The sequence below is a fragment of the Simplicispira sp. 125 genome (assembly GCF_003096555.1).
Lineage (GTDB): Bacteria > Pseudomonadota > Gammaproteobacteria > Burkholderiales > Burkholderiaceae_C > Simplicispira.
The window spans coordinates 2,132,063-2,148,972 of sequence record NZ_QEKM01000001.1 but is presented as its reverse complement, the minus strand read 5'-3'; the positions used below and the strand labels follow the sequence as shown (position 1 = coordinate 2,148,972).

At 58.6% G+C, this 16,910-nt stretch carries 24 protein-coding genes; 20 read left to right on the top strand and 4 right to left on the bottom strand.

The genetic code is table 11. The features are described from left to right. Positions 1–171 precede the first annotated feature (171 nt). The 3 genes from C8D04_RS10065 to C8D04_RS10055 form a co-directional block, all read right to left on the bottom strand. Positions 172–483: a Gp49 family protein gene (locus C8D04_RS10065; protein WP_116004721.1), complete on the bottom strand. Its 312-nt coding sequence runs from the start codon at positions 481–483 to the stop codon at positions 172–174. Positions 484–1,020: 537 nt separating this feature from the next. Continuing rightward, complete coding sequence (locus C8D04_RS10060; RefSeq protein ID WP_133243626.1) at positions 1,021–1,740, bottom strand: hypothetical protein; 720 nt, start codon at positions 1,738–1,740, stop codon at positions 1,021–1,023. After that, positions 1,737–2,144 (bottom strand): helix-turn-helix transcriptional regulator, encoded by a 408-nt coding sequence (locus tag C8D04_RS10055; RefSeq protein ID WP_116004719.1) that lies wholly within the window; start codon positions 2,142–2,144, stop codon positions 1,737–1,739. The genes C8D04_RS10060 and C8D04_RS10055 overlap by 4 nt, the downstream gene beginning before the upstream one ends. Positions 2,145–2,233: 89 nt before the next feature. Between C8D04_RS10055 and C8D04_RS10050 the strand changes: the two genes are divergently transcribed. From C8D04_RS10050 to C8D04_RS09965, 20 genes are all read left to right on the top strand, one after another. Then, positions 2,234–2,464 (top strand): YdaS family helix-turn-helix protein, encoded by a 231-nt coding sequence (locus C8D04_RS10050; RefSeq protein WP_116004718.1) that lies wholly within the window; start codon positions 2,234–2,236, stop codon positions 2,462–2,464. A 101-nt stretch (positions 2,465–2,565) separates the two neighbouring features. Beyond that, entirely contained in the window at positions 2,566–2,952 is a 387-nt protein-coding gene (locus C8D04_RS10045) for a hypothetical protein (protein ID WP_116004717.1), read from the top strand. Further along, positions 2,949–3,113, top strand: coding sequence for a hypothetical protein (locus C8D04_RS18675; protein ID WP_158550300.1), 165 nt, complete (start codon positions 2,949–2,951; stop codon positions 3,111–3,113). Before C8D04_RS10045 ends, C8D04_RS18675 begins: the two co-directional genes overlap by 4 nt. Further along, positions 3,110–3,301 carry a neutral zinc metalloprotease gene (locus C8D04_RS10040; RefSeq protein WP_116004716.1) on the top strand — a complete coding sequence of 64 codons (192 nt, stop codon included), beginning with the start codon at positions 3,110–3,112 and terminating at the stop codon, positions 3,299–3,301. Before C8D04_RS18675 ends, C8D04_RS10040 begins: the two co-directional genes overlap by 4 nt. Further along, positions 3,301–4,062 (top strand): hypothetical protein, encoded by a 762-nt coding sequence (locus tag C8D04_RS10035; RefSeq protein WP_116004715.1) that lies wholly within the window; start codon positions 3,301–3,303, stop codon positions 4,060–4,062. Before C8D04_RS10040 ends, C8D04_RS10035 begins: the two co-directional genes overlap by 1 nt. Continuing rightward, positions 4,055–4,534: an HNH endonuclease signature motif containing protein gene (locus C8D04_RS10030; RefSeq protein WP_116004714.1), complete on the top strand. Its 480-nt coding sequence runs from the start codon at positions 4,055–4,057 to the stop codon at positions 4,532–4,534. The genes C8D04_RS10035 and C8D04_RS10030 overlap by 8 nt, the downstream gene beginning before the upstream one ends. After that, positions 4,531–5,892: a DnaB-like helicase C-terminal domain-containing protein gene (locus C8D04_RS10025; protein WP_116004713.1), complete on the top strand. Its 1,362-nt coding sequence runs from the start codon at positions 4,531–4,533 to the stop codon at positions 5,890–5,892. The genes C8D04_RS10030 and C8D04_RS10025 overlap by 4 nt, the downstream gene beginning before the upstream one ends. After that, positions 5,889–6,422 (top strand): DUF559 domain-containing protein, encoded by a 534-nt coding sequence (locus tag C8D04_RS10020; RefSeq protein WP_116004712.1) that lies wholly within the window; start codon positions 5,889–5,891, stop codon positions 6,420–6,422. The genes C8D04_RS10025 and C8D04_RS10020 overlap by 4 nt, the downstream gene beginning before the upstream one ends. A 255-nt stretch (positions 6,423–6,677) precedes the next feature. After that, on the top strand, positions 6,678–7,343 hold the full coding sequence (locus tag C8D04_RS19120) for a DNA methyltransferase (RefSeq protein ID WP_279338424.1): 666 nt from the start codon (positions 6,678–6,680) through the stop codon (positions 7,341–7,343). A 114-nt stretch (positions 7,344–7,457) separates the two neighbouring features. After that, positions 7,458–7,895, top strand: coding sequence for a recombination protein NinB (locus tag C8D04_RS10010; protein ID WP_116004711.1), 438 nt, complete (start codon positions 7,458–7,460; stop codon positions 7,893–7,895). Continuing rightward, complete coding sequence (locus tag C8D04_RS10005) at positions 7,895–8,443, top strand: NUMOD4 domain-containing protein (RefSeq protein ID WP_116004710.1); 549 nt, start codon at positions 7,895–7,897, stop codon at positions 8,441–8,443. Before C8D04_RS10010 ends, C8D04_RS10005 begins: the two co-directional genes overlap by 1 nt. Further along, complete coding sequence (locus C8D04_RS10000; RefSeq protein WP_116004709.1) at positions 8,440–9,015, top strand: recombination protein NinG; 576 nt, start codon at positions 8,440–8,442, stop codon at positions 9,013–9,015. Before C8D04_RS10005 ends, C8D04_RS10000 begins: the two co-directional genes overlap by 4 nt. Next, on the top strand, positions 9,009–9,395 hold the full coding sequence (locus C8D04_RS09995) for a hypothetical protein (RefSeq protein WP_116701313.1): 387 nt from the start codon (positions 9,009–9,011) through the stop codon (positions 9,393–9,395). The genes C8D04_RS10000 and C8D04_RS09995 overlap by 7 nt, the downstream gene beginning before the upstream one ends. Positions 9,396–9,769: 374 nt before the next feature. Beyond that, a complete protein-coding gene (locus C8D04_RS18580; RefSeq protein ID WP_133243624.1) occupies positions 9,770–10,222 on the top strand; it encodes a hypothetical protein in 453 nt (150 codons plus the stop codon). Next, on the top strand, positions 10,143–11,591 hold the full coding sequence (locus tag C8D04_RS09990) for a terminase family protein (RefSeq protein ID WP_116004707.1): 1,449 nt from the start codon (positions 10,143–10,145) through the stop codon (positions 11,589–11,591). The genes C8D04_RS18580 and C8D04_RS09990 overlap by 80 nt, the downstream gene beginning before the upstream one ends. Continuing rightward, on the top strand, positions 11,588–11,779 hold the full coding sequence (locus C8D04_RS09985) for a hypothetical protein (protein ID WP_116004706.1): 192 nt from the start codon (positions 11,588–11,590) through the stop codon (positions 11,777–11,779). The genes C8D04_RS09990 and C8D04_RS09985 overlap by 4 nt, the downstream gene beginning before the upstream one ends. Beyond that, positions 11,779–14,025: a hypothetical protein gene (locus C8D04_RS09980; RefSeq protein WP_116701312.1), complete on the top strand. Its 2,247-nt coding sequence runs from the start codon at positions 11,779–11,781 to the stop codon at positions 14,023–14,025. Before C8D04_RS09985 ends, C8D04_RS09980 begins: the two co-directional genes overlap by 1 nt. Beyond that, positions 14,022–14,315, top strand: coding sequence for a hypothetical protein (locus C8D04_RS09975; protein ID WP_116004704.1), 294 nt, complete (start codon positions 14,022–14,024; stop codon positions 14,313–14,315). Before C8D04_RS09980 ends, C8D04_RS09975 begins: the two co-directional genes overlap by 4 nt. A gap of 88 nt (positions 14,316–14,403) precedes the next feature. Continuing rightward, positions 14,404–15,378: a hypothetical protein gene (locus tag C8D04_RS09970; RefSeq protein WP_116004703.1), complete on the top strand. Its 975-nt coding sequence runs from the start codon at positions 14,404–14,406 to the stop codon at positions 15,376–15,378. Positions 15,379–15,389: 11 nt separating this feature from the next. Further along, complete coding sequence (locus tag C8D04_RS09965; protein ID WP_116004702.1) at positions 15,390–16,361, top strand: DUF5309 family protein; 972 nt, start codon at positions 15,390–15,392, stop codon at positions 16,359–16,361. A 3-nt stretch (positions 16,362–16,364) separates the two neighbouring features. Here C8D04_RS09965 and C8D04_RS09960 read toward each other — a convergent pair whose 3' ends face one another. Next, on the bottom strand, positions 16,365–16,874 hold the full coding sequence (locus C8D04_RS09960) for an HNH endonuclease signature motif containing protein (protein WP_116004701.1): 510 nt from the start codon (positions 16,872–16,874) through the stop codon (positions 16,365–16,367). Between the last annotated feature and the right edge of the window lie 36 nt (positions 16,875–16,910).

Here is a 16,910-nt window from a genome sequence, read left to right as displayed (position 1 = left end):
GAACTACGGCGTTATCTGGCATTGCAGGGCTGTGTGTGTTTATCTGCTGCCAGATAAAGTTGGATAGTGATAGCCAGCGCGTACCGAGGCAGAGGCGCTGGGAGACCCCAACACTTTCCACATCGCCGCCCATCAAAGCACTCCAGGCCCCTGGTGTAGGGGCGGGTGGGGTTACGTGTTGGTCAGTTTGGTTTGCAGTGCGTAGCCCATCAAAGGCCAAAGCTCAGCTTTTGAGTTATCAAAGGCAACCTTTTTGCCAATGTCTTCGTCGTCGTTCTCTGGCGATACGCTGGCAGATGGCTTGCCGACAACGGCGAATCCGCTTGTGGTTGTGATCACCGCCCAGCGCAGCACTTTCCGGCCCGCCGATATGTGCTTTACATATTCGACAGTCGCAATATTTGCATCTACATCGGCAGGCGTAACGCGCGCCGCTGTCAGGCCCTTGGCTTGAATTTCCTGCTCTATGCCGTCTGAAGTCATAAGGTGTTCCTTTGTTGAAAAACAGAGAGCACTGCCTATCAATGCGCTCTGGTTTCGGCCCTGTCTCCAAGGCCATGCCGGTTACTCGGTCCGGCTCCACTGAGGGAAGGTCTAGGCCCAAGCTATGACGCTCTGAGGCTCGACGGGTGGTTTGAAGGCTTCATTGATTGCGTTAAGGGTTCGCCACGCCCAAGTACCCCGCGCCTGATTGGCTTCTTTTGTCCGGGTAACTCGCCTATCGACAACCGCGTTTTCTGCTCTTGGCCGCCGCCTCATCAGGTATCGGTGTACCTGCCCTGATTTGCTCCCCGTAGGGCATCGCCTCAGTTCCGACCGTATCGTGGGCCGTTCACCTGTGCCGTTGTTTGCGGCATGGGTGAAGTATGGCTGAACCGTACACACAAGGTCAAGTTAAACCGGACATTTCTTATAGAATTTGTTGTCATGTAGCGTCGTGTCAAACCGTACAAGACGGCATAAAGAAGCGACAGACCACAAAAAACCGCCTCGGCGGGCGGTTTGGCTTGTTGTGGGCTCTTAGTTACACGTTGTGTTCACTGTGTCAAAGAAGCGGGTGCTTCGACAGTTTATGGCGGGGCGTGGTCTTGCCATCTGCAGCAACAGCAAGCCGCTAGATATCTCACGATTGTCCTGCTCCCGTTTGGCGATCTCTTCCTGGCGCCGCATGGATTCGGCCTGTTGCTGGCGCTCGAAATCTAAGCGCAGCGCGGCCTTGCGACGATCTTCTTCTTGGGCTGCAATGAGCGCTTTTGCAGCTTCCTCCTTTTCGGACTGGGCGGCATGCTGCGCCCTAACCATCGCTGCGAGTTCTGCCAATTTATGCTCAAAATGTCGAGCATTTTCTTCTGTGGCTTCAATAGTCGCGCCCCACGCGAGATCACCAGAAAACGTTTTTGCCAAGATAGAACGATAGTTTGCTTCGAATTCTTCTATCGTCTGTTTTGCCAATGGATGGTAAGCAGTGCGGGCTTGCTGGTCTTGCTTCTGACAACTCTGCAATTCAGCCACCAAAAACTCAAGCGCCTGTCGCTCCTTGGCGTTCGCTTTTGCTCTTGATGTCCGCAGTGACAGCGGTATTGTGGTTTGTCCAACCCCAAGCCGTGTAGCTGCTGGCGCGGCTCTTGAGTCCATCCACATGGCTGTGTAGCACTCGCCAATGCGGAACGGCCTCTCTTCCTGTTCCGCGTACACGCCAAAAGGCAGCGCTGCGAGAATCAATATGGCCATGGCTTTCATACTTTGCCTTTCTTGGTGACGGCTGGTTGTTGCGGCGCCGGAGGAAAGTGCTTTTCTACGTGCCCATCAGATACAGCGGGGCCAAGCATCATGGAGAGCAACTGTTTGCGTTGTTCTTCTGTCAGCGCTTGCACGACGCTCGCGGCCTTGATCAACTCCGCGTCCTTCTTTATGTCGCCAAAGATCAGGTAATCGGCACTGATATTCAGTTTTAGGCATATCAAACGCAACTGATCGGCTTTGGGGTAGTGCCGCTCTGCCTCCCAGTCTGCCACGGATTGCTTGGACGCATCTTTCCCTGGTTTGTCACCAGCTCCACGGCCCAATTCGGACCCGCTGAGCCTGGCAGCTTGGCGAGCTTCTTTTAGCCTGACACCGAATCCAAAGCTGGCGTTTTTATCCATCTTTTGAGCATAAAGACTTGGTTCATCATGCGAAACTATTCGTACGGTTGAACTTGACTGATGGTGTCTGGTTGAACCATACTCGGGGAATGGACAACCCAGAACTGAACGCATTTCTTGAGCCTCGGGGAAAGCAAGCTGCTGTTGCCGCGTCATTGGGGGTCTCCAAGCAGACCGTGAATGACTGGAAGCGCCAAGGCTTCATTCCCGCCAAACACGCCGCCGCTTTTGAAGCTTTGTCGGGCATTGACCGTAAGCGGCTGTGCCCGACCTTCACATGGGCGCCACCCCGCAAAGCCAAGCCCACCGCTACGGCCTGAGCCATGAACTGCCATCTGTGTTTCGTTTTGCATGCACAGATGGTCTTTTTTTTGGCCAAAACGGTCACCCCTTTTTGCCCCTAACAGTTACGGAGCCTTCCATGAAGCTGTTCTACGACGACGAATACGACGCGATCGCCACCGCGATTGGCAACAGCGGCAAGCCCTTCAAATTGGTTGCCGCACACATGTTCCCCGACATGAAGCCAGAGAGCGCCTATGCCCGTCTCAAGGACTGCTGCAACCCAACCGGCACGCAGAAACTGTCGTTCGGCCAGGTCATGCGCCTCATGTCTTATTGCGAGTGCTACGACCCGCTCTATCACGCTTGCGACGAAACATTGCACGCCCGCCCCGACCGCAAAGCTCCCGAGGATGAGGCGGTAAAGCTGGTCGAAGTGATGAACAGCGCCGCCCAAACGATGGAGCGCGCCATGCGGGCCATGGAACACCTCAAGGCCCGTGGCGGCATCCGGGCGGTCGCATGACATTCCCCACCATTCGCCCCAAGGCTACCCCAGCCCCTTGCGCTGGCATCAAGCGCCCAGCAATGGCCCTCAAGCGCTACCCCGGCTTTGTGCTGGAGAACCAAGAGACAGGACGGGCCAGCACCGAGCGCCGCAAGGCTATCAGCAAGGCGGCTGTATGAACGATACCGAACTCGCCCAACTGATCGACAAGCGCCGCGATCTGGCTGCACAGCTTGCAGGCGTGGACCTGCAGATTGCTATGGCCGTTGGAGACCGCGACGGCGCGCGCAAGCACTTGGAAGAAATGAAGGCTCAGACCCTGGCCCGCCAAGGTGCCAAGTTCGCAGCCTGGGAAGCGAGTCACTGATGGCAAATCCATGGTTTCGCGTGTATTCCGAGTTTGCAACGGACCCGAAGGTCCAGAGCATGAGCGAAGCAATGCAGCGCCGCCTGATGATGTTGATGTGCCTCCGTTGCAGCGACGTTCTTGCAACGTTGCAAGAAGATGAGATTCAGTTCGCCATGCACATTTCGGCGGACGAATTGACCGAAACGAAAGCGCTTTTCGTCCGAAAAGGGTTCACCGATTCGGAATGGAATCTGCTGAATTGGGATAAACGCCAGTTCAATTCTGATAGCAGCACAGAGCGCAGCCGTAAGAGCCGGGAGGCTAAAAAGGCAACTTCCGAAATCGTTGAAACGTTGCGCAACGTTGCAGCAACGCCCCCAGATACAGATACAGATACAGATAAAGAAGCTAACGCTTCTGTCGGCAGTGCCGACAAGTCGCCGCGGTGCGACACGCAATCCGTGGTCGACCTGTACCACGAAATCCTCCCCGAGCTTCCATCCGTCCGATTGATGAACGACAGCCGCCGCAAATGCGTGTCGGCTTTCTGGCGGTTCGTGTTGACCTCGAAAAAGTCTGACGGCACGCCGCGGGCAACCGATGCGGGCCAGGCGATGGAATGGATCCGCGGCTACTTCACCCGGGCCCGGGACAACGATTTCCTGATGGGCCGCGGGCACAAAGCCGCGGGGCATGAGGGTTGGCAGTGCGATTTCGATTTCCTGCTGACGGAAAAAGGGAAGAAGCACGTAATAGAAAGGACTGCTACCCATGCGTGAACAAGCAACGTTGGAGCGAGTGCGTGAACGCCTTGCTTACGACCCGGACTCAGGATTGCTCACATGGGCATCCCGCCCCAGCAGAAAAATCTGCATTGGGCAACAAGCGGGACGCATAGGCACCAACGGGTACGTGGTGATCCGACTTGATGGTCTCAACTACCACGCCCACCGATTGGCTTGGCTGCTTCACCACGGTGTATGGCCTGCGATGGAGATTGACCACATCAATGGCGAGCGCGCTGACAACCGCATAGCTAATTTGCGTGATGTTGACAGGTCAACAAACATGAGCAACCGCAAGGGGGCAGACCGCGATGCGAGGACGGGGGTTCTGGGTGTTTACAAGCATCGTCAGCGCTTCGTCGCTCAGCGCCGTATTCATGGCGTTCATCGCTACTTAGGGACGTTCGATACAGCGGCAGCGGCCGGTGAAGCCTACAAAGCTGCGCTGCAAAAGGAGCACGCATGAAATCCGATTCGCCAGAGATTCTGGCAACCCCCGGGCACTTCTGTAACGAGCACATCGAGGCCGCGGCGCTGTCCATCTTGATCAACTTCCCCGCGGCGTTTGACGATGTGTCGGACCGGCTGCGCCCCGAGCACTTCGCGGTTGAAGCGCACCGGGTCATCTATGCCGAGCTGTGTCGCCAGATGGCCGCTGGCAACGGATGCGACGTGATGAGCATCGTTGACGCGCTGATCGGGGTGCTGGAGGTGTCTGACGTGCTGCAGGTGGCTAGCTGCAACAACCATAGCGCCCGCGGCATATCGCGCCATGTGCAAACCCTGGTCGACGCCTTCAAAGCCCGCCAGCTGCACGGCCTGAGCTACAAGATGGCCGAACTGGCCTATGAAACGGGGCCGGTGCAAGAGCGCATCGACCGGGCCCAGGCCGAATTGGCAAAGCTGGATGACGTAGAGCAATCGGACGACTGGATCGACGCGCACACCGCGGCGATCAAGCATCTTGACCTGCTGGACCAGCGCCAAGAGGGGAAGTTGAAGGGCATGCCTACCGGACTGCACGACTTCGACGAAATGCTCGACGGTGGATTGAGCCGCGGCAACCTGGTCGTGATAGGGGCCCGCCCAGCCATGGGCAAGACAGCTCTAGCCATGACGATTGGGCTCTACATGGCTCAGGCGCAGTCCGTTGGATTCCTGTCCATGGAAATGCCGCACAGCGACGTGCGTGACCGGCAAGCCGCCATCCTGAGCAGGGCATCCATCGGGATGATCAAGCGCCCACAAAAAGGACTGGAGTACGACCGCATCGTCGACGGGGTGGAGAAGGCCAAGACCCTGCGCTGGTTCGTGTCGGACAAGTCCGGGCTGAACATCATGCAGGTGCGCAGCCGGGCCCGGGCCCTCAAGCGCCGCCATGGGCTGGACATTCTGGTGGTTGACTACATCGGCCTAATGAGCGGCATGGACAGCAAGCAGCCGCGCGCCTACCAAATCGAGGAGATCAGCCGCGGGCTTAAGGGCCTGGCCAAAGACCTTGATATCACCGTTATCTGCCTTGCCCAGGTAAACCGCGGCGGAGTGGAGCGGGTAGGGCAGGTGCCCGGCCTGCAAGACCTGCGCGACTCCGGCGCAATCGAGCAGGACGCCGATGTGGTGGCTTTCATTCATCGCCCAATCGAGGCCCAGCCAGAGCTTGGCGAGAACTTTCGCAATTACGCATTGCTTCGTGTCGCAAAGAACCGCCAAGGACGGACAGGGGATGTGAATCTGTTCTATCACGGCCAGTTCACATCGTTCGAATCGTGGGCGGGCCCACCGCCGCAAAAGGGCGTCGGGGCCCAGTCGAAAGGCTTTGAATGAAATTCGATTCCAAGCGCATCGCGCATGAGATGGAGCTGGCCAGCATCCGCGAGCCCATCGCCAGGGCTATCCAGTCCGAGGCAACCCGCCGCCCTTCCTTGCGCCAGTTTTACCGCTTGGTCGGCGCTCAGATTCAAGAGGCCGGGTCCGCGGAGTGGGGAATTGATCCCTATGAGGTCGATTGGATCAGCGTTTTCACGCCTATCGAACGGGCGCTGTGGCACGACATTCGCGCCGCCGACCTGGTGATGTATCCGCAGTACCCCGTCGACGGCTACTTTGTCGACTTCGCCAACCCAGTCGCCAAAGTCTGCATCGAATGCGACGGCTCGCAGTGGCACAGGAACACCGAGGTCGACGCAGTGCGCCAGCGCGCCATCGAGGCGAAGGGCTGGACCATGTACCGAATCATTGGCCGCGACTGCAAAACAGACTCAGATCCCGAAACCGGGGACCGCGGCGCCGCGCGCGAGTTCATCGACCGAATCGCCAGGGCCCACCCGGTTAGCCGTGGTGGCGCACATGAATGACATGCCAATCCTGCATCCACTGGTCGCCAAAAAAATCGGGGCAAATGGCGAAGCACGGTTTTGCAATCTGCGCCATCGGCCCGGTATGGAAGTACCTGCCTCCGCAGCACACATGCCAGAAGCACAAGCCAGCAGAGGAATCTGTCGTATCGGCTCGCGTGGCGTGGCTGTCATCAGCCGCACCGCGCAAGAGTGGGGGGTGATGTGATGCGAGTAGAAACGATTGGCAACGCCACGCTTTACCTGGGCGATTGCATGGAAGTCCTGCCGACGTTGGGCAAGGTGGACGCCGTCATCACAGACCCGCCTTACGGGATGAGCTGGGACACCAACAGCAAACGATTCAGCGGTAATGACGGCGCGCGCAAGCGGGGGCGAGGCCGTGAGGACTGGGGGGCAATTCTTCAGGACGCGCAACCATTCGATCCTTCGCCTTGGCTGGCGTTTCCAAAGGTGATCGTATGGGGGGCTAATCATTACGCCCAACGGCTACCGGTCGGCACCACGCTGGTCTGGTTGAAGAAAGACGATCACTTGTTTGGCACTTTTCTTTCGGATGCCGAAGTGGGTTGGCAGAAGGGAGGCCACGGGGTCTACGCTTTTCGCCGATCGTTTTCACCACCATCTCGCATTGCAGAGAACGATGGAATGCAGGCGGCGCACCCTACTCAGAAACCTATCGCCTTGATGGCGTGGTGTATCGAGCGACTGGGCACTCCATCGCCCATTCTTGACCCATATATGGGGTCGGGTACGACAGGGATTGCGGCCATGCAGCACGGCTGCCGCTTTATCGGCATCGAGCGCGAACCCAAGTATTTCGACATTGCCGTTCGGCGCATCGAGCAAGCCCACGCCCAGGGCCAGCTATTCGAGCCCACACAAGCCGCCCCTGTGCAGCTTGGACTGGAGGTCGCATGAAACCCCACATCAAGCGAATCTACGGTGTCTGGCACTGCGGCATCAAGGGCATCCCAAACCGTTATCTGGGGATTGGGTTCACGCCTTGTGCTGCTTATCGGGACTGGGTCTCGCATGGCTGAACGCATAACCCTCAGCCTGTGGGAGCCCGTGCAAGCCCACAAAGCGATCATGACCGCTTGGCACCACGCCAAGGGCTGGCTGATGGCCGGAGACACCCGCCTGACGCTGGAAATCCGCCCCGAGAAGCGCAGCGATGCGCAGAACCGCCTATTGCACGCTTGTCTGGGCGAGATCAGCAAGCAAGTGGAATGGGCCGGTGCAAAGCGTGACGTGGACACATGGAAGCGCCTGCTTACGGCTGCATGGCTGCGTGCCCGTGGCGAGCCAATCGAAATGCTGCCCGCCGTGGATGGGCATGGGGTGGACATAGTTTTCCGACGCACCAGCCAACTGACAAAGGCCGAATGCGCGGAGCTGTCCGAGTTCGTTATGGCCTGGGCTGCTGAGCAAGGGGTGAAGTTCAAAGCACAGGAAGGGTGGGACGATTGATGAACGAGATCCTTGAAGTCTGGAGACCCACAGCCCGATCCGGAGGCGCCTATGAGGTGAGCAGCCTGGGTCGCGTCCGCAGCATGGATCGCGAGGTTCGACACCCTTCGGGTGGTATTGCGATAAAGCGTGGCATGGTGCTAAAGCCGGTTGCTGATAGTTATGGCTATCTGAAGTGCAAGGTGACCGAAGACGGCAAGCTGGTCGCTCGGAAGATTCATAGGCTTGTGGCGCAAGCGTTCCTTCCCCCTAGTGACTTGCCACAAGTTAACCATCTTGACTTCAATAGAGCCAACAACGCCGCCACCAACCTTGAGTGGGTCAACAACCACGACAACATGCGCCACGCCGTTGCTGCTGGACGCCATTCTGTGGCGAAGAATCCACGTAAAGCCAAGAAATTAACTCTAGAGAGGGTTGCGCAAATACGGGCCGCGAGAGCAGCTGGTCGGCTTCAGAGCGATATAGCGGCTGAGTTCGGTGTTCACCAGTCAATGGTCAGCAACATAGTCAATGGCAAGAAGTGGTCGCAAGGGGCGCCGGCATGACAGCTTTCCGTCGCACCACATGCCCCCACTGCCGCGCCAGGCTGGAGCCAGGCCAGCGCATCCATGCCGAGTGCATCGCACCATGGGCCGATGCCCAGGCAGAGAAAGCCCAGCGTGCCCAGGCAAAGAAGGCCCGCGCTGCTGCCAAGGTGGAGCGGGCCAGCATCCGGGCGCGCAAGGAGGCTATCAAGACGCTGGCAGACCTCAAGCGCGAAGCCCAGACCGCCCTGAACCGCTGGATTGTGCAAATCCGCGATGCCGACAAGCCATGCATATCCTGCGGGCGCCATCACCAAGGGCAATGGCACGCAGGGCACTACCTGAGCCGTGGAGCCGCGCCGCAGCATGCGCTGAACCCGATGAACGTCTGGAAGCAATGCGCCCCCTGTAACACCTACCTGCACGGCAACTTGATCCCGTACCGCGTGCGGTTGATCGAGTTGATCGGCCTGGAGGCTGTCGAAGCCATGGAGAACGACAACGCTCCGCGCAAATGGACGCGAGAGGGGTTGATAGAGGTGCGAGACACCTACCGGGCAAAGCTCAAAGAACTGAAAGGGAGAACATGCTGATGCGCGTCACTGAAACCGTCGATTACAGCCACGTCCAAGACCGCCACCAGGCCATCCATGCGAGGCTGGAGAACTGGCGCCGCTGGGTGATCGTGCGCCCGCATGGCTGGCAGACTGCTCCCATGTTCCGCATGTACCAGAGCAAGGCCAGGCAGTGGCATGCGCCCGTGATTCAGACGCCCGTTGATACGCTTGATGCGGTGCTGGTGGAAAAGGCGGTAGCTGCACTGCCAGAGAAGAACCGGGCCGCAGTGCGCTGGAGCTATGTTCACTGCGGCAACCCGGTAGCGATGGCCCGCACGCTGGCAGTGAGTAAGCAGGGATTGGCTGATCTTGTGGATGCGGGCAGGACGATGCTGCAAAACAGGCTCTGCAAATAAATGTTGCACACCACCGAAATCTATGGCATAGTCGCCGCCATTAGTCAGCATTGGCATTAGGACTTGCCCGATTTGCGTCGGGTAGCGCGCCTCTAGGATTTGTCAGTCAATCGAAGCCGCTCAGGAGCAATCCGGGCGGCTTTTTTGTTTTCGCGGGCCTGCTGAACAAACTTCTCGGACTCGTTCCTAAAGCAGCAGCGCCCGCTCCCTATCGACCCCGCATCATCGCGTAAACCGAAGGCGAGCGCGGCGGGTAAACCGCGCTGTATCTCCTGGGGCACGCGCAGTCCTTATCGGCTACGGCAGCGAACGGCAACGCCCAGCAGGGTCAGACCAAGCCCTGTAGTCCGATGGGCGCTTATCAACTAACAACCATGACGACAGCAACAGAAACCATTGATGCGCTAGGTGTCGATGCACTGTGCGACCGTCTTTGTGCAGGCGAGTCGCAGACAGCGATTGCGGAGAGCTTGGGGGTTGGGATCGCAACACTGAGCCGGTGGATTGCAGCCGACCCGGAACGTTCCGCGCGCGTGCGCGAAGCCCGGATTGCTGCGGCGCGCACCTTTGACGAAATGGCAGAAGCGGAACTGCGCGCTGCGGCTGACCCATTCGGCCTAGCGAAAGCAAGGGAGCTTGCCAGCCATTACCGCTGGAAGGCTTCCAAGTCGAACCCGCGCGAGTACGGCGACAAGCTGGAGATTGACCAGAAAACCACCCTGACAGACCTCACGGAAGAACAGATCAATGCAAGGCTTGCCCGACTCATTAACGCGAGCGGAGAAGCTGGAGCTATTGGCACTGCTGGAGGAAAAGAAGCGCCGTAAGGAGGGCAACCAGTTGCAGGCGTATCACGCATACGCCAAGCAAGCTGAGTTTCACGCCAAAGGTGCGAGCTTTCGTGAGCGACTCTTGATGGCTGGCAACCAGCTTGGAAAGACCTGGAGCGCAGGATTTGAGACGGCAATGCACCTGACGGGCCGCTACCCGGACTGGTGGAAGGGCCGTGTCTTCGAGAAGCAGGTGATGGCCTGGGCCGCTGGGGTAACTGGTGAAGTGACGCGGGACACGGCGCAGCGGGTTTTGCTGGGCCGCTTCAATTCGATTGGCACTGGCGCAATCCCTAGGGACGCGATCAAGTCCAAGACGATGAAGCGCGGCGTTGCGGATGCTGTGGATACCGTTGTAGTGACATTCGGCGGTGGCGGTGATGTGCAGGCCGGGGAGAGCCTGATCGGGTTCAAGAGCTACGACCAGGGCCGCGAGAAGTTCCAGGGCGAAACGCTGGATGTGGTTTGGCTGGATGAAGAGCCGGACGAGGACATTTACACCGAGGCGCTGACCCGAACGAATGCGACGGGAGGCATGGTTTACATGACCTTCACGCCATTGAAGGGGATGACGGGCACGGTGAAGCGTTTCTTGCTTGATAAGCCTGCCGGGTCAAGCGTCACGACTATGACCATTGACGACGCGGAACACTACACACCTGCACAGCGGGCGTCAATCATTGCGAGCTACCCAGCACATGAGCGCGAGGCCCGAACAAAAGGCATCCCGACATTAGGAAGTGGGCGCATCTTCCCGGTTGCCGACGAGACGATCAGCGTGGCGCCGTTCGAGATACCGCTCCACTGGCCGCAAATATGCGGCATCGACTTTGGCTGGGATCACCCCAGCGCTGCAACCCGGCTTGCTTGGGATCGTGATAGCGATGTGATCTACGTTGTTGCAGGCCACCGACAGAAAGAGCAGACGCCCTTGCTGTTTGCATCGACTGTGAAGCCTTGGGGTGATTGGCTCCCTTGGGCCTGGCCGCATGACGGGCTACAGCACGATAAGGGCTCAGGCGAAGCCTTGGCAGAGCAGTACAAGAAACAAGGGCTTGCAATGCTGGAAGACAAGGCCACACACCCCCCGCCCGATGGGGAGCCAGAGGGCAGCGGGGGTAATGGTGTCGAGGCCGGGCTGGTCGACATGCTGGACCGCATGCAAACCGGACGCTGGAAGGTGTTCAGCAACTTGACCGAGTACTTTGAAGAGTTTCGCATGTACCACCGCAAAGACGGAAAGGTGGTCAAGCTGGACGACGATTTGATTTCCGCGTCGCGCTACGCCTACATGATGCGGCGCTTTGCCATCACAAAACCCAAGCTTGCAGCCCCAATTGTTTACAGGAAAAGAGTTCTCGCATGAACGAAACCCACACCTACCCGGACGGATCGCAGCGCGTCGGAATGCCGCCATTCCCGAAGCATTCCCCACTGGAAGAGGCCGCTGGAAAGATTGCGCCCGCAGAAGTTGAAAGCGTGGCGCAAGACGTGCAAGACGAGCCACAACCCGCAAAACGTGGCCGCAAACCCAAGGCTGAGGCTACAGAGTAATGGCAAAGATGGACGATAGCGACCTGCTCAAGCACCTGCAGGCGAACGAGGAAGATTCGGCGGAGTACATCGACCTCATCGGCGCGACTCGTCTAAAGGCCATGCGGGAGTATTACCGCGAGCCGTACCCTGGCGACGAGGAATTGGACGGATGGAGCACGATTGTCACGTCCGAGGTGTCAGATGCTGTAGAGGCCATGCTACCCGGCCTGGTGGACACATTCACTAGCTCAGACGAGGCGGTGGTGTTCGAGCCCACAAAGCCCGAAGACGTAGAAGGCGCAGCGCAGGCGACGGACGCCTGCAATTACGTCTTCTACAAGCAGAACAACGGGTTTCTTGTCTTGTACACGGCCATCAAGGACGCACTGATTGCGCAGAACTGCGCCGTAGAGTGGCGCCTGGTGTCGGAAACAGTGCGCGATGTGCAAGAAGTTCAAGGCGCGCCGCTGGAAGCGCTGGCGATGCTGGAGAGCCAAGGCTTCGAGATAGAGGCTGCAACGCCTGTCCAACAGCCTCCTATGGCTGACGCAATGGGGATGCCCATCGAAGCGCCACCATTGTTCAATGCCCGCGTGTCGAAGAAGGTGGAAAAGAAGCGCATTCGCATCGAAGCCTTCCCGCCCGAGCAGCTGCACATTAAACGCGGCTGGACGACCCCGTTGCTAGACGAGTGCCCGTATGTGGCCCGCGCGATGGAGGTCACGCTTTCTGATCTGCGGCAGATGGGCTTCAAGAACGTCACCGCCGAGGACTTGCGCGCATCGGACGACCCGTCTCCGGTGGGCAGCGATGAAGACTACCGCCGCAGCCGCGCAGGCGAAAGCACGCGCGCAGAAGACGACACGGTAGATATCGAAGATGAAAGCCTGGCAACAGGATGGCTGCGCATTGAGTATGTGCTGGTGGACTATGACGGCGACGGCATTGCAGAGCGTCGGCTGATTCACCGGCTGGAATCGAAGATTCTGAGCAACGAGGAAACCGACCACGTTCAGATCGCCACAGCGTCGCCGATCATCAACCCGCACCGCTGGGACGGGATGAGCGTTGCTGAGATTGCTTCTGATGGCCAACTACTCAAGACCGATCTAACGCGCGGCATGGTCAACGCCAGCAACCTGGCAGTGAACCCGCGAAAGACGGTGCTTACCGACGCGCAGGGGGCGCCGTACGCGAACATTGATGACCTGATGGATTTCCGCATCGGTGGCCTTGTGCGCCAATCGCGGCCAGATTCCATCGGCATGGAGCCGACGCCGTTCAACGCGGCCAACACGCTACCGGTGCTGGGTTACGTCGATTCGATGCTGGAAAAGCGCATCGGCTATTCAAGCAACCAGGCGGGCATGGATGGCGACAGCCTCAAGCCTGGGCGGACTGCTACTGAGGTTTCGATTCAGTCGAACGCCTCGCAGCAGCGCGTCAAGCTGATCGCCCGCATCTTCGCTGAGGTGCTGGTAACGCCGATCTTCCGGGGCATCTTGAAGCTGCTCACCTCTGGCGAGATGGAGCCGCTGGCGTTCCGGCTGCGCGGTAAGTTCGTGCAATACGACCCGAACGAATGGCGCGACGGCTACGACATGACCATTAATGTCGGCCTTGGCACGGGCGACAAGGCGCAGCAGATATCGTTTTTTAACGGCTTGCTGGAGCGGCAAATGGGCCTAGCCCAAAGCCCGTTTGGCTCGCTGATGATTACACCAGACAACATCTACAACACGCTGGCAAAGCTGGTGGAGTTGGGCGGACAGAAGAACGTGGGCGACTTCATCGGCGATCCACAAGGAAAGTCACTGCCACCGCCAGGGCCTAACCCGCAGCTACAGATTGAGCAAATGAAGCTGCAGGCCAGCCAGGCAGGCGAACAAGCCAAGATGCAGGTGCAGGCGCAGACGAAGCAAATGGAAATGCAGTACCAGATGCAGGCCGATGAGATGCAGCGCCAGTTGCAAGCGCAGCTAGAGATGATCCGCCAGCAAGCCCAGCAGCAGACCGACGCCAACCGCCAGGGCATGGAAGCGCAAATGCACAGCATGAAGTTGGAGCAAGAGGCGCAGCTAGCAGCACTGAAAGAGCAGTACGCCGAACGCGAGCGCGAGCGGCAAATGGGATTTCAGCGCTGGAAGGCAGAACTCGACGCATCGGTGCGCATCGAGACGGCCAACATTTCCAGTAAAAACAAACTCAGCAACCCCGCCACCATGGCAGCGACGGCAGAGATTGGCCGTGAGGTGCAGCCATGAACGACGACCAGATCGTAAAAGCAGGCTCTGACGCTGCGCAGGTGCTCGATAACCCGGCTTTTCAGTCTGCACTTGAGCAGTTGCACGACCTGGCGCACAAGGCATTCAAGGCCACGGAAATTCGAGACGCGGAAGGCCTGAAGCTGGCACGCCAGTTTGCCGCAGTGACGGACGATTTCGAGCAGATATTGCGCCGCATGGTGAAGGGCGGCGAATTCGCTAGCCTGAACCTGAACAAGCACAGAAACGAAAGCACAGCGCGAAGGATGCTGCGCACGGTTATCCGGTAGTCACCTACCTTTTGGGCCTCCGTTGTGAAACGTGCCCGTAGCTGCCCTTGGTGACAAAGGGGGTGGTTTTGATTGATTGGAACACCCAATGGACGGACAAGCCGACACGGCCCCGGTTACAGCGGATGAAGTGGCTAGCTTCCTTCTCGACAACCCCGGCGCAGACGGGACCGAGGCACAAGAGGAAGTAACGCCAAACGCTGATGCACCTGAAGGCGACGAGCCCGAAGACAACGCAGACGCGGAAACCGACGACGAGAGCCCGGATGAAGACGGCGACGACGCCGAAGACAAGCCCGATCCGACAAGCTCTCGCAAATTCAAAGTCACCATCAAGGGCGATGACGGTGCGGACCTCGAACAAGAGGTTGACGAAAAAGAACTCATTGCAGGCTACACGCGGCATTCCGACTACACGCGGAAGACGCAGCAGCTTGCACAGCGAGAAGAGCAGGCCGTGGAGATTGTGCGCGCGAAGGTGACGGAAGCGCAGAACCACTACGTCCAGCAAGCGCAGATGGCACAAGCGCTTGTGCGACAGCTCGCCGGTTTGAAGTCACCCGAGGAAATGCAGCAACTGGCGTACCAAGACCCTGCGGCTTATGTCGCAGAGCAGGCGCGCGCGCAGCAGGTTCAGCACGTCATTGGCGGGCTACAAAACCGCTGGCAGCAGGAGCAATTCCAGCAACAGCAACAGCAACAGCAGAACCTCCAAAAGAGCTTCTCTCAGTGCTGGGGTGTGTTGGGTCAGCAGGGCATCGACAAGCCCAAGCTGCAGCACATCTTTGAAACCGTCGCCAAGGACTACGGCATAGGGCAGGAGCGTTTCGCAACGCTGAACGACCCGGCTGTGGTGATGGTTATGCGGGACGCTGTGGCGTATCGGGAGCTTCAAAAGAAAACCGCTGACGTGAAGAAAAAGGCGGCAACTGCGCCGCGCCTTCCACAGCAGCAAAGCGTGCCCCGCAACGAAACGCGTGAAAAGCGCGTGACTGAGCGGCTTCGTACCGGCAGGGGGTCGCGTGACGACCTTGCCGCATTCATCGCACAAAACAACCTGTAAGAGGCCCAAAAATGGCAGCAGCAGCAAGCACCTATACCCGCTACACGGCGGCCACCAACGTCCGCGAAGACCTCGCAGACTTCATCTCTCGCCAGGACCCGGAAACGACCCCCATTGTCTCCAGTGCTGGCCGCGCCAAAGCCACGCAGACACTGCACGAGTGGAGTCGTGACGCCTTGCGCGCGCCCAATGCGGACAATGCCGCTATTGACGGCGACGACGCGACCGTATCGACCAAGACACCTCCGAACCGCATCGGCAACTATTGCCAGATTTTCCAGGACACGGTGGCCATCTCTGGCCGCGCCGAAGTCGTGGACAAGGCCGGGAAAAAGTCGGAGATGGCCTACCAAAAGGCCAAGATGTACAAGGAGCTGCAGCGCGACATTGAAAAAATGGTTGTGTCCAACAACGTCGCAGTGCTGGGGTCCGGTTCCGTCGCAGCCAAAGCGACCGGCCTCGGCCCGCTGATCTACACCAACACCAGCCACGGCGTTGGTGGTTCGACGGTGGCGCATACCTCCGGCGTGGCTACGGTTGCGCCAACCCCTGGCACGGCCCGTGCGCTGACTGATGTTCTCTATAAAGCGGCGGTGCAGGCGACCTACATCTCTGCTGGAAAGGTGCCAAAGTCGGTGTATTTCTCGCCAGCGCACAAGGCCGTTGCGTCCGCCTTCACAGGCATCGCCTCCAATCGTTTTGAAGTGAAGGGCACGAACCAGGGCGCCATCATCGGTGGCGCTGATGTGTTCGTGTCTGACTTCGGCGCGCTCACGCACGTTCCGCACTACATGATGGCTGGCAGCACGAACGTGTATGGCCTGGACCTGTCCGAAATCAAAATCGCCTACTTGCGGCCCTTCCAGAGCACCAAGCTGGGCCGCTCGGGAGACTTCGAGCGCGAACAGATCTTGGTCGATGCCACGCTGCGTCTGGAGGCGGAAAAAGCCTGCTTCAAAATTAGCGATCTCAGCGGAGGCTGATAGCTAGATGACGCACCCCGGATGATGATCGCGTTTAGCCGCCACGTAGGCTGCGTGCGCCTCTTCCGGGGTGTTGAAATAGCCCAGACTGTGTTGTCTTCCACCGTAAACGATACGGGCCGTATATTTCCTCGCAGTCTTCTTAGACCGGTCAAGCACCACGCCTAACAGGCCAGAGCTGTTGTGCGACTTTGCAGCCTTCAGGTTTTGAATGTTTGTCGAGCGATCGACATCACGCAAATTCGCAATGCGATTGTCCTGTTTGTTGCTGTTGATATGGTCTATATCGCCCTCCGGCCAAACGCCGTAGTGATAGAGCCAAGCTAGCCTGTGAGCCTTGTATCTGGCGGTTTGTATGCGTATTGCCAAATACCCTCGGCCTTCAGCAGAGCCAGCGATATCGCCAGCTTTGGCACGCCGCCCGGTAGGGCGCAACCAAACAAAGACACCCGTGTCCGAGTTGTAATTGAGCACTTCGCGCAAACGCGCGACTGATATATTGGCAGCAGCCATGAAGCGGTCCTTTCGCTGATTGGTTAGAGCCCGTCC